Source organism: Flavobacterium sp. P21 (assembly GCF_050632225.1).
In the GTDB taxonomy this organism is placed as follows: Bacteria; Bacteroidota; Bacteroidia; order Flavobacteriales; family Flavobacteriaceae; genus Flavobacterium.
In genome coordinates, this window is sequence record NZ_CP192585.1 from 3,141,344 (window position 1) to 3,155,446 (window position 14,103).

General features: G+C 33.4%; 7 protein-coding genes and 4 pseudogenes. 6 read left to right on the forward strand and 5 right to left on the reverse strand.

Annotated features, from left to right (window positions below):
* Window positions 1-43: 43 nt before the first annotated feature.
* Window positions 44-3,141: pseudogene (locus tag ACQ9BO_RS15790) on the reverse strand (efflux RND transporter permease subunit).
* 108 nt (window positions 3,142-3,249) lie between these two features.
* Window positions 3,250-4,307, reverse strand: a pseudogene (locus ACQ9BO_RS15795) (efflux RND transporter periplasmic adaptor subunit).
* A 537-nt stretch (window positions 4,308-4,844) separates the two neighbouring features.
* Here ACQ9BO_RS15795 and ACQ9BO_RS15800 point away from each other — a divergent pair.
* From ACQ9BO_RS15800 to ACQ9BO_RS15810, 3 genes are all read left to right on the forward strand, one after another.
* The gene (locus ACQ9BO_RS15800; RefSeq protein WP_431241523.1) at window positions 4,845-5,441 is read left to right on the forward strand and encodes an AhpC/TSA family protein; all 597 of its coding nucleotides are present in this window, start codon (window positions 4,845-4,847) and stop codon (window positions 5,439-5,441) included.
* 26 nt (window positions 5,442-5,467) lie between these two features.
* A complete protein-coding gene (locus ACQ9BO_RS15805) occupies window positions 5,468-6,334 on the forward strand; it encodes a hypothetical protein (protein ID WP_431241524.1) in 867 nt (288 codons plus the stop codon).
* 91 nt (window positions 6,335-6,425) lie between these two features.
* Window positions 6,426-7,028 carry a PAS domain-containing protein gene (locus ACQ9BO_RS15810; protein ID WP_431241525.1) on the forward strand — a complete coding sequence of 201 codons (603 nt, stop codon included), beginning with the start codon at window positions 6,426-6,428 and terminating at the stop codon, window positions 7,026-7,028.
* A gap of 213 nt (window positions 7,029-7,241) precedes the next feature.
* On the opposite strand, the gene recG is transcribed toward ACQ9BO_RS15810, so the two are convergent.
* A complete protein-coding gene (recG, locus tag ACQ9BO_RS15815) occupies window positions 7,242-9,350 on the reverse strand; it encodes an ATP-dependent DNA helicase RecG (RefSeq protein WP_431241526.1) in 2,109 nt (702 codons plus the stop codon).
* Window positions 9,351-9,617: 267 nt separating this feature from the next.
* Here recG and ACQ9BO_RS15820 point away from each other — a divergent pair, with 267 nt between their 5' ends.
* A complete protein-coding gene (locus tag ACQ9BO_RS15820) occupies window positions 9,618-10,076 on the forward strand; it encodes a hypothetical protein (protein ID WP_431241527.1) in 459 nt (152 codons plus the stop codon).
* A 30-nt stretch (window positions 10,077-10,106) separates the two neighbouring features.
* Window positions 10,107-10,645: pseudogene (locus tag ACQ9BO_RS15825) on the forward strand (DUF1697 domain-containing protein).
* 3 nt (window positions 10,646-10,648) lie between these two features.
* Here ACQ9BO_RS15825 and ACQ9BO_RS15830 read toward each other — a convergent pair.
* Together ACQ9BO_RS15830 and ACQ9BO_RS15835 are read right to left on the reverse strand one after the other, a co-directional pair.
* On the reverse strand, window positions 10,649-11,128 hold the full coding sequence (locus ACQ9BO_RS15830; protein ID WP_431241528.1) for a hypothetical protein: 480 nt from the start codon (window positions 11,126-11,128) through the stop codon (window positions 10,649-10,651).
* 55 nt (window positions 11,129-11,183) lie between these two features.
* Window positions 11,184-11,928, reverse strand: a pseudogene (locus ACQ9BO_RS15835) (diphthine--ammonia ligase).
* A gap of 95 nt (window positions 11,929-12,023) precedes the next feature.
* On the opposite strand from ACQ9BO_RS15835, the gene ACQ9BO_RS15840 reads away from it, so the two are divergent.
* Window positions 12,024-14,084: a M1 family metallopeptidase gene (locus ACQ9BO_RS15840; protein WP_431241529.1), complete on the forward strand. Its 2,061-nt coding sequence runs from the start codon at window positions 12,024-12,026 to the stop codon at window positions 14,082-14,084.
* The last annotated feature ends 19 nt before the right edge of the window (window positions 14,085-14,103 follow it).

The window sequence follows — 14,103 nt, forward strand, 5'->3', positions numbered from 1 at the left end:
TCATGAATACTGCAAGAAGCAAAATTCATGATTTTTTTGGGTACTATTTTATACTTTCTTTTTCGTATTCATCAATATGATCGAACTCAGGATAATGTTTTCTAGCTTTTGACCACATTAAATAAATTGCCGGAATTACAAAAAGTGTCAAAGCAAGAGAGAAAATTGTTCCTCCAACGATTACAACTCCCATCCCAATTCTACTTGTTGAAGCGGCTCCAAGCGACATTGCAATTGGCAAAGCTCCTAATGCAATGGCTAAACTGGTCATTAAAATTGGTCGAAGACGCGCTTCTGAAGCTTCTAAAATTGCTTCCAATTTAGGCTTTCCTTGTTCTCGAAGCTGATTCGCAAATTCGACAATCAAAATACCGTTTTTCGTTACTAATCCAATAAGCATTACAGTTCCAATCTGACTGAAAATATTCCATGTTTGATTGAATAACCAAAGCGAGAATAACGCTCCAGCAACCGCCATCGGCACTGTTAAAATGATAATGAACGGATCAATAAAACTCTCAAATTGCGCCGCTAAAATCAAGAAGATTAAAAGTAAAGCCAAACCAAATGCAAATGAAGTATTTGAGCTACTTTCTACAAAATCTCTTGATTCCCCAGCTAAATCGGTTGTGAAAGTTTCGTCTAGAACTTTAGCTTTGATTCGGTTCATTTCTTCAATTCCGTCACCCATACTTTTTCCTGGGGCTAAACCTGCAGAAACAGTAGCCGACATATATCTGTTATTGTGATACAATTGTGGCGGATTACTTTGTTCTTCAACATTCACAACGTTATCCATTTGGATTAATTCTCCTTTATTATTTTTGACAAACATCGAAGTTAAATCCAATGGTTTTGAACGGTCTTTTTGATCAAACTGACCAATAACTTGGTATTGTTTTCCGTTTTTGATAAAATATCCAAAACGTTGTCCGCTCAAAGAAAGTTGCAATGTTTGAGCAATATCTAAGATCGAAATCCCTAAACTTTCAGCCTTTTCACGATTGATGCTTACGTTGATTTCTGGTTTGTTGAATTTCAAGTTTACATCTGTTGTCGAGAAAACGTCACTTTTTCCAACTTCTTCCATAAACAATGGAATTTTTTCTCTTAGTTTTTCAAAATTTGGAGCTTGAATAATGTACTGAATTGGCAAACCTCCACGTCTGTTTACAGCAATTGTTGGCTGTTGAATAACGGCAGTTTTAGCTTCAGGATATTTTTTTGTCCATTTTGTCAATTTATCAGCGATATCTTTTTGAGACGCTTTTCTTTCGTCTGGCTCTTTTAGTGAAAGTCTGATAAAACCAGTATTTGTTGCCGAAGCTCCAAAACCTGGTGCAGTGATTACTAAACTCACTTTTTCTCCGGAATCGAATCGTCAACCAATTTTGAGATTTCCTGCATAAAACGGTCTGTATATTCATAAGATGAACCTTCAGGAGTTGTCATACGCATAGTTACCGAACTTCTGTCGTCAAGCGGAGCTGTTTCTTTTGGAAGAATGGTAAAGAACAAATAGATCAACCCGAAACATGCAATAAGAATTGGGAAGCTGATCCATTTTTTATCCATAAATTTTGAAAGCGATTCAGCATAATTGCTGTTCATTTTTTCAAAAAATGGCTCAGTTTTAATATAGAATTTTGATTTTTTCTGTTCGCCACCTTTCATTAAATAGGCGTTCAACATTGGCGTAAGCGTAAGTGATACAAATGCAGAAATCAAAACTGCGGCACCAATCACGACACCAAATTCTCTAAAGAGTCGGCCTACGAAACCTTCCAAGAAAATTACAGGTAAAAATACCGCCGCAAGTGTAACAGAAATCGAAATTACTGCATAGAAAATCTCATTTGAACCTTTAATTGCGGCTTCAATTGGCGACATTCCTTCTTCAACTTTTTTGAAGATATTTTCGGTGACTACAATACCATCATCTACAACTAGACCGGTCGCAAGTACAATTGCAAGTAAAGTCAAAACGTTGATTGAGAATCCAAAAAGCCACATGATGAAAAATGTAGCAATCAAGGAAACGGGAATATCAATTAAAGGTCTGAAAGCAATTGCCCAGTCTCTAAAGAATAAATAGATAATGATAATTACCAGAACAATAGAAATTCCTAAAGTTTCAGCAACTTCCATCACTGATTTTTTTACGAAAATAGTATTGTCAAGCGCAATATTCAGTTTAATGTCTTTTGGAAGATCCTTTTTTAAAGCTTCGTATTTTTTATAAAATTCAGCTGAAATATCTAAATAATTTGCTCCTGGCATTGGTACAATTGCCAAACCAATCATTGGCAAACCAGACTGACTCAGTTTTGTTTCGATATTTTCTGGACCAAGTTCTGCACCACCAATATCGCTGAAACGAACAATTTTGTCTCCGTCAGTGCGGATGATGATATTGTTGAATTCTTCAGGTTTTGAAAGGTTTCCAATAGTTTTTACAGTAAGTTCTGTATTGTTACCGGTCAGTTTTCCTGATGGAAGCTCTACGTTTTGTGAGTTTAAGGCAGTACGGACTTCTGCCACTGTACAGCCATAGGCGACAAGTTTAGCAGGATCAATCCATAAGCGCATTGCATAACGTTTTTGCCCCCAAATTTGTACGCCACTCACGCCAGGAATTGTTTCTAAACGTTGCGAAATAACATTTTCAGCGTAATCACTCAATTCAAGCGAATTTCGGCTATCACTTTGAACCGTCATCGAAATGATGGCATCACTATCAGCATCAGCTTTTGATACAACTGGCGGTGCATCAATATCTTGAGGTAAACTTCTGATGGCTTGCGAAACTTTGTCACGTACATCATTTGCGGCTTCTTCTAAATCTTTATCTAGATTAAACTCGATTGTAATATTACTGCTTCCTTGATTACTAGAAGAAGTAATATTTCTGATTCCATCGATGGCATTTACTGCTTTTTCAAGTGGTTCTGTAATTTGCGATTCAATAATGTCTGAATTCGCTCCGGTATAGTTTGTTCTGATCGAAACCTGCGCCGGGTCAATTGAAGGGAATTCTCGAACACCCAAAAAAGTATAACCAATGAAACCGAATAAAATAATCAAAAGATTCAGTACAATCGTTAAAACGGGTCTTCTTATACTTGTGGTTGATAAACTCATATTATGATTTTAGATTTTAGATTTATGATTTTAGACTTTTGATTTATCGCTAAATCTTACTCTTATCTTTAAATCTATATTTAAGTCTTTGGACTTTCGACTTTATGACTATTTTATTTTAACTTTTATTGGCGCATCATTTTTAAGAGACATTACACCACTTGTAACAAGTGTGTCACCAGCTTTCAATCCAGATAAAATTAAAATAGAAGCATCAGTACGAGTCGTTGCTTCAACCATAACTTCTTTGGCTTTGCCCATATCAGAGATATACACTTTCTTTCCGCTTTGAACAGGAACGATAGCTTCTGATGGAACAACAATTGCATCTTTAATGATATTTAGAGGAAGTTTTACATCTGCAAAAGTTCCAGGGAAAAGTTTTCCATCAGTATTATCGGCAATAGCTCTAATTTGTAAAGTTCTTGTTGCAACGGCAACTTCAGGTTCTATAGCGTAGATTTTGGCATTATAGGTTTTGTCTGAACCAGAAACTGTAAAATCAATGCTTGAACCATTGTTTACTTGTGTAGCATATTTTTCAGGAATTGAAAAAGTGATTTTCACTTTGCCCATGTTGACTAATTTTGCAACCAAAATAGTAGGAGTGATGTACGTTCCTGGCGAAATAGAACGCAAACCAATTTTTCCTGAAAAAGGAGCTTTTACAGAGGTTTTTGAAATTTGGGCTTTGATCAATTGTGTTTGTGCTTTTGCAGAAGCATAATCAGCATTTGCTACATCAAATTCTTCTTGGCTGATCGCTTCTTTTTGAAGCAATAATTTTGCTCTTCTTTCATTTTCAGCGACCAAACCTTCTCTAGTTTGCGCTTGACGCAATTGCGCTCTCAATTCAATATCATTCACTTTAAAAAGTACTTGCCCTTTATTTACGTAACTTCCTTCGTTAAAATAAATTCCTTCAACGATTCCAGAAACTTCGCTTCTGATTTCTATTTGCTCATTAGCTTCAATTGATCCTGATAAAGATAAATTATTATCAAAAGTGGCTGTTTTAACAACAATTCCAGTAACTGTTGTTGGTTTGTCTTTGTCGCCAGATTTTTTGATTCATCATTTTTGCTTTTATTGGATACTATTCTGTAGGTAATAAATCCTCCTAAAACAATAATTATCAGGGCGTAAATTAGGTTTTTTACTTTCATAAAATTAAAGTGATATGTTTTTTTGGGTTTTTGTTTTTGTAGCTAACAAATTTAACTTTTTGATACGAAAACGAAAGAGCTTAGCCTTTATTTAACATTTGTATGTACAAGTTTTTGCATTGCCAATTGGTTTAGACTATTTTTCTTTACAATGGTTTAATCTTGGTAGAAAAAAATACTTTTCTCTATGATTTCATTCAAAATGATTTTGGTTTAGTAAAATTCTGAAAAAAGAAAAATTTAAAAGTAAGATTTTGTTTATAAAAAACGTAAAAATACTTGTTTTAAAATTAGGAGAAAACTTACGATGTTTTTTTTGTAATGCATTTTAGCTCAATTATTTTGCGCTTTATCGATTTTATTTGTAACATTGATAAGGTTAAACAAAATAATGGCATTTTTGATTATGTCGTGCTATTTTTTTGTTGCGTTATTGATAAATGTAGGTTTTTTTATTTGTTTTTAGTTTGAATTTTTGCTTCGTCAAATTTTAAAATTAACAAGTGTTTATATTTTTAAATCAAAATCTATTTATTTATGATGAGAAAACTACTCCTTGGCTTATGGTTTTGTTTGCTTCTTGCGGCTATTTCGGTTTTGTTTTGGAAAAATGAATTTCAGTACAGTCTTCCAACACCCATTCCTAAGGATTATCATCCGGTTGCGATGGGAAGCAAGATTGATTTAAAATGTTGCATAATGAATCAAAAACCTGTTTTCATTCACTTTTTTAACCCGGAATGCCCATGCTCCCGTTTTAATATTCCTCATGTCACTGAATTGATAAAAAAATATGGAGATCGTGTTAACTTTAAAATTGTCGTCATAAACAATGAAAAAAGTGTCACTATTGGGGAAATTCAGCAAAAATTTGATGCCAAAATTCCAGTTTATTTTGACCAATCAATTGCAAAAAACTGCGGTGTCTTTTCAACACCACAAGCCGCACTCATTGACAGTTCGCAAATGCTTTATTTTAGAGGGAATTACAATAAAACAAGATATTGTACTGATGCTGATACAAATTATGCCCAACAGGCCATAGAAATGTTGCTAAAAAAGACAAATGCCCCATCATTTGATGCTTTGGCTTTGAAAGCTTATGGATGTTCATTACCAAAATGCACTAAATAAATCTAACCCCTAAATTACCTAAATTTATGAAAAAGAAAGCTAGTTTGAATGAGCAGGATTACCTGCGTAGTTTTATGTCAACAATGACAGAAAAATCGGATACTATTATCAATTATGTTCTTGCCCTTTATTTTCTTCTCGGAATTGCGTTATCTTTTAAATATGATACTTGGGAAATTGGAGCAGGCGTAGGAACGCTGAATTTACTAGCTTATTATTCAGCTAAATTATTTGTCAGAAATTCTAAATTTTATCAATATGTGCTTTCAGTAGTTTTGGCAATTTTTATGGCTCAGTATATTTATCAAATGCATGGTTTATTTGAAATGCATTTTACAGTATTTGTGGCTAGTACCATTTTAATTATTTATCAAAATTGGAAACTTCAAATTCCGCTAACTCTTTTGGTGATCGTACATCATGGAGCTTTGGCATATCTTCAAAATTATGTTTACAACGATGCAAATGGATTGCAAGTTTATTTTTCGCAAGTAAATTTTGATCTTGAAACTTTCTTGATTCACGTTGTATTGGCTGGCGCAGTATTTTTTATGAACGGATACTGGGCTTATTATTTCAAGACGCACAGCCAAAACCACATCACTAAAATTTCTGATGAATATGAATTAGAGAATATCAAATTGGCTTCTGCAAAATTCAGTTCAATGTCTGCAACAAAAGAGTATAATGATTTTATCCATAAAACGACTTTAGATTTAAAAATGCCGGTAAGTTCTGTTTTAAAACTGATTGATGTTTCAAAAGGGCATACTGATAACGATCAGCTCTTGAATTATCTTGATTTGATGAAAGAAAGCGCCAAAAAAATTGATGATCTTGTAAATGATATTCATTTTAAATCTGTGACTGGCAAAACAAATTCAAATCAATAATTAAACTTTATTAAAAAACCGCTTTAATTGAATTTAATGCAATAGTACAAGCACCTAACTTAAACACATATTAATTTTAAATGCAGAATTTATGGATATTAGAATCCCCCGTCCAAATCCATCAGACCGAGAAGTTGATTGGAACAAGAATAAAGTATTACTCAGTAAAACAGACACAAAAGGAACTATTTTATACGCCAATGAAGATTTTATAGATGTTTCAGGCTATGATGAATATGAATTAATAGGACAACCTCATAATATTATTCGCCATCCTGACATGCCTAAAGTAATTTTCAAGTTTTTATGGGATAGTATTAAATCGAGTAGAAATATTCATGTGATCATTAAAAACATGTCAAAAACGGGAAGATACTATTGGGTAATCACTGACTTTAAAATTATTGCCGATTCAAATGGAGAAATAGTAGGTTATTTTGGAACAAGAAAATCGGTTCGTGAAGATATTGTAAGCAAATTTATTGAGCCTTTGTACAATAAGCTTTTGCATATTGAGGAAGCCAGCGGTATGTTGGCATCAGAAGAATATTTAGTTGGTTTTTTAGAAGAACGCAAAAAAACTTATATGGAATACATTGATCATCTTGTTGCGACCGGAAAAGATTGCAAAATTAAAGTAAGCAAAGGTTTGTTTGGAAGTCTTTTTGAAAAGAAAGATAATCTGAAGAAATAGTTCATTATTCAAAAAATGCTTCGCTGTATCAATCAAAATAATCACTATTAATTTGCCCCCCAACAAATCTAATCACCTAGATAATTTTAAGTTTGATATAGCGGAGTGTTTTTTGTTTCTCCCGAGGCTTCGGGATCAGGTTTCAAGTTTCAAGTTTCACGTTTGTTGTAATCTTTGTCACTTTGCACCTTTGAGCCTTTGTTTCTAAAAAAACTAACTAATATAATTCCAGATATTTTTCTTTTTGGTCAATTCAATAAAAACAGCTTTTAAAACTGCATGTTCAGGTTTTTGCAATGCGCTGTCTTCTTTTAAAATTTTCATGGCATAATTTCTGGCCAAAGATAAAATCTCTCGATCTTTTACAATATCAGCAATTTGAAGGTTTAAAACACCGCTTTGTTGTGTTCCCATTAAATCACCTGGGCCACGAAGTTTAAGGTCAACTTCGGCAATTTCAAAACCGTCATTTGTGCCAACCATTGTTTCCATTCTAACTTTGCTGTCGGAACTCAATTTATGGCTCGTCATTAAAATACAATAACTCTGTTCGGCACCACGGCCAACACGCCCACGCAATTGATGTAACTGTGAAAGGCCAAAACGTTCTGCGCTTTCAATAATCATAACACTGGCATTTGGCACATTTACGCCTACTTCAATTACAGTTGTTGCCACCATGATATTGGTTTTCCCTTCAGAAAAGCGTTTCATTTCTGCATCTTTTTCTGCAGGTTTCATTTTTCCGTGCAGAATTGAAATCGAATATTGTGGCAAAGGAAAATCTCTTGAAATGCTTTCGTAGCCGTCCATTAAATCTTTGTAATCCATTTTTTCAGATTCCTGAATCAACGGATAAACAATATAAATTTGTCTTCCCTTGGCAATTTCATCGCGAAGAAATTTCCAGACTTTCAAACGGTTTGTGTCGTATCTATGAACCGTTTGGATGGGCTTTCTTCCTGGTGGCAATTCATCAATTACAGAAATATCCAAATCGCCATATAAACTCATCGCCAAAGTTCTCGGAATTGGCGTTGCGGTCATAACTAAAACGTGTGGCGGAATATCATTTTTCTTCCACAATTTTGATCGTTGTTCTACACCAAAACGGTGTTGTTCATCAATAATCGATAAACCTAAATTTTGGAATTTCACTTTATCTTCTAACAAAGCATGAGTTCCAATTATAATTTGCAAGCTTCCGTTTTCAAGTTCTTCGTGAATAATTTTTCGTTCAGAAGTTTTCGTTGAGCCGGTCAATATTCGAATATTGATATTTAAAGTATTGGCAAATGCCGATAAACCAATAAAATGCTGATTGGCCAAAATCTCCGTTGGCGCCATCAAACAAGCCTGAAAACCATTGTCAATTGCCAAAAGCATACTCATAAAGGCAACAATTGTTTTTCCAGAACCCACATCACCCTGAAGCAAGCGATTCATTTGGGCATTGCTTCCCATATCGGTACGGATTTCTTTTAGTACTCTTTTTTGAGCTCCGGTCAAATCAAAAGGCAAATGATTTTGGTAAAATGCATTGAAAAGTTCACCAACTTTAGTAAACGGATGCCCTTTTATTTTATGTTTTCGGATTAAATTTTTTGTAATTAATTGAAGTTGAATGAAAAACAATTCCTCAAATTTTAATCGGAATTGGGCTTTCGCCAAAATTTCAGTGCTTTTTGGAAAATGAATATTGAATAAAGCCGCTCTTTTCGGAATCAATTTCAATTCTTCAATCAAATATGGCGGAAAAGTTTCAGTAAACAAAGCTTGTGTTTCAATAAACAATTGTTCCATTAATTTATTGATTGTTCTATTCGAAATCCCTCGATTAGCAAGAGTTTCAGTCGAAGGATAAACAGGTTGCATTGCAGAACGAAGACTTTTTTCATGTTCGCTTAAAAGCTCAACTTCCGGATGTGCCATACTAAATTGACTTCCGTAAAGAGAGCATTTTCCAAAAATTACTAAAGTCTCATTCAGTTTTAAACTCTCCCTAATCCATTTATGTCCTTGAAACCAATTCAGTTCAATTTGCCCAGTATCATCCACGAAAGTGGCAACCAAACGCTTTTTGTTTTTGGCAAATTCAACTGTTTTGATATTGATGATTTTTCCAATAATTTGAACTTCAGTTCCTGTATTTTGGAGTTCGTTTATCTTGTAATAGCGTGTTCTGTCAATATATCTATTCGGAAAAAAATTAACTAAGTCTCCGTATTTATGAATTCCCAATTCCTTGCGAAGCAACTGGCCACGAGTCGGGCCAACGCCTTTTAGGTATTCGATAGGAGTTTCAAGAAGATTGTTAGACATTTAGGAATTTTAGATTTTAGATTGTTGATTTTAGATTGATTGGATTTGAAATTTGGTCCCGATGCATCGGGATTAATTGGAATTTTATTAAAAAGCGAAGATAGATTTAAATTAGGAAATTTGAAAATCTTATGTTTAGTGCTTTTTTTGATTTTGATAATGTTTTCAAGCTTTCCATATTATCTTATTGTTAATTCAATAGCTTAAGGCGCAACTATTTTTATAAAGTTAAGTCTTATTAATATTAACCTTAAAACTTTAGAAAAAATGAAAAAAATTGTACTATTATTTGCCTTCGTTCTAACGCTTATTTCTTGCTCAAACAATGATTCTGATGATGTGGTTGTTTCTGATTATTATGGAAAATGGAATCAATTTGCTGTTGAACCGTATGCAAGTGACCCATCTTCGACACAATTTTCGTATCAATTTAATAAAGATAACACTTTTACAAAAACACGAAATTATGATAATAAGATCACAATTTTATCAGGAACTTTTGAAATAAAAACAACCGAAAACGCAACTGTTTTTGTTTTAACGTACACAGAGCAAAATTTTTTAATATCAAGTTGTACAGGTGGTTTAATTGAGAGTTTAACTTTGGATAAATCAGGTTATTTAAAAGACAATGCAAGTATGTGTGATCGCGACTATACGTACAAAAAAAGCAAAATAAAAACCGTAAGTTTGCTAAACAATCAAAAGTATTCTTTTTTTAATTGAATACTTTTTTCTTTTTAAAAAACTTTGAATATGAAAACACACTTAGCTCTTTTACGCGGAATCAATGTTTCTGGTCATAACATGATGAAAATGGATGCTTTGAAAACCATGCTGGAAAACATCGGATTTCAAAATGTTCGAACTTATCTGCAATCTGGAAATGTATTTGTTGACAGCGAAGAAGATGCGGCGAAAGTTGGTTTCATGATAAAACAGGAAATTTTTAAAGTTTTTGGCCATGAAGTTCCTACGATTGTGATTGCCAAAGAAGATTTAGAATTGTGTTTTAAAAACAATCCTTTCCTGAAAGAGAAAGATATTGATACAAAAAAGCTTTATGTGGCCTTTGTCTCAATTGCCTTAAAAAAGAAAGTATAAATGATTTGAAAATCAGTCAATTTAAGCCAGATGAAGCAAGTATTGACGGTAATAGGATTTTTATTAAATATGCCATTGGAGCTGGAAAAACAAGGTTGGAAGGTAAATACATCGAGAAAAAATTGAATGTTATCACAACAATGAGAAACTGGAATACCGTTACGAATCTACTACAAATGTATGCGGAGTAAATTTTAGTCACGTAGCCATTTTTGCATTGCAGGAAATGCAGTTTTATGTTCTTTCTCTGCACGTTCGTTTCCAAGACACAACCCCATCCATTCAAGTAGTGGTAAACCGATATAATTTTTGGAGTTAAAATTTGAAATATACCAATCTGAAGAATTTTTGTAGCCATTAGAATGAAATACAAATTCTAAAGGCAATTGTAAATGGTGTAAAGCCGCATATGACCATAAAATTGCGACAATTTCGTCTCCTTGTGTCGGCCAGTCGATAGAAATTTGATTGGTGCCAATTAATTTTCTTTCTACAGAAGTTGCAACTGCAAGATGTCCTGCTTCGTGCAATATATCGCCAGGGTATAAAAGTTTTTCATAATCAATATAGATGCAATTAGAACCCAATTCTAATCCAGGCAAAAAAGTTGAATCCAATTGTTTTTCTATAACATCAATTCCTATTTCGTTCAGGAATTTTAATGCTTTTTTCAATTCAGTATTCTCTTTTAAAATCATCTTAATTAGCTTTATTTGCAAAATTAACTTCTTACTTGGCGATCAAATCACAATACCAAAATCCGAAATCGAAAGCAGTTTTGTCGTTTGTGTCGCAAGCTTTGTTTGAAGAATCGTCGGTTTTTGGTTTTTCATATTTGCGGTAAACGATTTCACCAATTTCAAAATCTATAGGTTTTGAAAAAATCGGACCATCGAAAGCAAAAGTGTGAAATTCGCCGTTTTCTCCACAAACGTCGACATTTTCTGGTAAATCATTGATGAAATCTTGGTCTATAATTCGGCCAACAAAACTTTTGTCTAGATATTTTTCATTTACACAAACCACGATAGTTTTAAAACCGAGAGAAATAAATTCCTGAATCAAATCATGCGACGAAATCTTCCAAATTGGAAAAACACCTTCAAAGCCCAATTTTGCTAATTGATCTTCACGGTATTTGCGAAGATCTTCTAAAAATATATCGCCAAAAACAGAATGCGAAATGCCTTTATTTTTTAGTTCTGCCAATGTTTCAAACATCACATTTTCATAGACTTCCATAGTTGGCATTTCCGGAATTTCCATGATTTTTAATGGAATTCCAATGCTTTTTGCTTGCGCTTCCAGTAATTCAACGCGAACGCCGTGCATTGAAATTCGCTGAAATTGTTGATTCACGCTCGTAAGCAAATATTCGATTTTAAAATCAGGATTTTGAAGAATTTTATAGAGAGAAAGAGCAGAATCTTTTCCGGCTGCTCCAGTTGAATATGGATTTTTTAGGTGTTGACACGATTTGGAATTTTAAATCGTAAACTTACAAATTTCATTCTATTTGTTGATGAAAGGTTTGTAACTTTGGGAATTTGGAATAAATTCAAAATTTTAATGAAATACATTTTTCTCTTCATAACTTCTTTCGTATTTGCCCAACAAACCCAATATGTTGATTTTAAATCGGCTTCGGGGAAACTAACATTAAATTCGAAAGAAAAATCAATTTCAGGAAATGTCGACTATACTTTCTCGGTTTTAAAACCAATTGATACCATAAAAATTGATGCAAAAAACATGGAATTTTCCAATGTAAAAATCAATAATCACAATGCTGTTTTCGTTAATTCCGGTAAGCAATTGGCAATCGTTTCTAATTTTCAAAAAGGCGAAAATCATTTGACTTTTGAATATACAGCAAAACCAAAGCAAGCTTTGTATTTTGTTGATATTGAAAATAAAGAGGTTCAAATCTGGACGCAAGGGCAGGGAAGATACACCAGCAATTGGTTTCCGAGTTTTGATGATGTAAATGAAAAAGTCGTTTTTAACCTAGGAATAACTTATGATACAGCTTATCAAGTTGTCTCGAACGGAATTTTAAAAGAAAAAACTCAAAACGGAAATTCATTTTATTGGCAATATGAAATGGAAAAACCAATGAGTTCTTATGTTTTAATGCTTGCTATTGGGAAATACGATAAAAAAGAATCTAAATCAAAATCGGGTATTCCTCTAGAATATTATTTAGAAAATAAAGATGCGTCGCGCTTTGAATCTACTTACCGCTATTCAAAACGTATTTTTGATTTTTTAGAGAAAGAAATCGGCGTAAAATATCCTTGGGGAATTTATAGAGAGATTCCCGTGCGAGATTTTTTGTATGCCGGAATGGAAAACACAACTTCGACACTTTTTGCGACTAGATATGTTGTTGATTCAATTGGTTTTGGAGATCGCAATTATACAAATGTCGATGCGCATGAACTAGCGCATCATTGGTTTGGGAATTTGATTACAGCCGAAAGCAGTAAACATCATTGGCTTCAGGAAGGTTTTGCAACTTATTACGCGGCTTTAGCTGAACGCGATATTTTTGGCGACGATTATTTTTATTCGAAACTTTATGACACTGCTCAACAAATAAAATTTGCTTCAAGAACCGATTCAATTCCGGTTTTGAATCCAAAAGCCAGTTCACTTACTTTTTATGAAAAAGGAGCTTGGGCGCTTTTTGTTTTGCATGAATCAATTGGAGATAAAGCATTTAAAAAAGCAATAAAAAGTTATCTTAAAAAATATGCGTATCAAACGGTAAAAACAGAAGATTTTTTTAGTGAAATCAGAAAAGTATCTAATTTTGATTTGGAAAAATTTCAAAAAACATGGTTAGAATCGACGGTTTTTGATACGTCAACTGCAAATGCGCTATTGAGCAAAAACAAAGCAATTCAGATTCGGTTAGAGGTTGATAAATTGAAAAAAACGCCTTTGGAAGAAAAGAAAGATTTTTTTGTTAAAACCTTGAATTCAGATGTTTATCACTCGGTAAAAGAAGCAATTATTGATCAATTGGAAAATGAGAAATACGAAGCTAAAAAGGAATTATTGTTATTAGCGATGAAAACCAATGATGTTCAGATTCGTCAAACCGTTGCTGAAAGTTTAATTAAATTACCTGAAGATTTTAGAGCTGAATATGAAACTTTACTAGATGATAAATCCTATCAAACCCAAGAAGTAGCATTATATTGGCTGTGGAGAAATTTTCCAGAACATCGAAAAACTTATTTGGAGAAATCAAAAGATTGGATCGGTTTTAATGATTATAATCTTCGTACGATGTGGCTTTCACTGGCATTATCTACTCCAAATTATGCTGAAAATCCTGAGGAACTTGTAACTGAATTGATTGATTTTTCTTCAACCAAATATGAAGCAACAACCAGACAAAATGCGCTTGAAAAACTAATTGCGTTTAAAATTATCAACGATCAGGTTTTGAGTAACTTAGTTGCATCGACAACGCATCATATGTGGCAGTTTTCAAAATTTGGAAGAGATACAATCAGAATGTTATTAAAAAATTCGGAAATGCGTGCTTCGTTTGAAAGAATTTTGCCTAATTTGACCCCCGATGAACAATTTCAATTGAATCGATTGCTGAAAGAATAAAATAGAGGCAAGAGACAAG

Excerpts from the sequence above, each read along its gene's own strand:
- ACQ9BO_RS15800 (WP_431241523.1), top strand. The coding sequence starts at position 4,845 with ATGATGAGAAAACTACTCCTTGGCTTATGGTTTTGTTTGCTTCTTGCG.
- ACQ9BO_RS15805 (WP_431241524.1), top strand. The coding sequence starts at position 5,468 with ATGAAAAAGAAAGCTAGTTTGAATGAGCAGGATTACCTGCGTAGTTTT.
- ACQ9BO_RS15810 (WP_431241525.1), top strand. The coding sequence starts at position 6,426 with ATGGATATTAGAATCCCCCGTCCAAATCCATCAGACCGAGAAGTTGAT.
- recG (WP_431241526.1), bottom strand. The coding sequence starts at position 9,350 with ATGTCTAACAATCTTCTTGAAACTCCTATCGAATACCTAAAAGGCGTT.
- ACQ9BO_RS15820 (WP_431241527.1), top strand. The coding sequence starts at position 9,618 with ATGAAAAAAATTGTACTATTATTTGCCTTCGTTCTAACGCTTATTTCT.
- ACQ9BO_RS15840 (WP_431241529.1), top strand. The coding sequence starts at position 12,024 with ATGAAATACATTTTTCTCTTCATAACTTCTTTCGTATTTGCCCAACAA.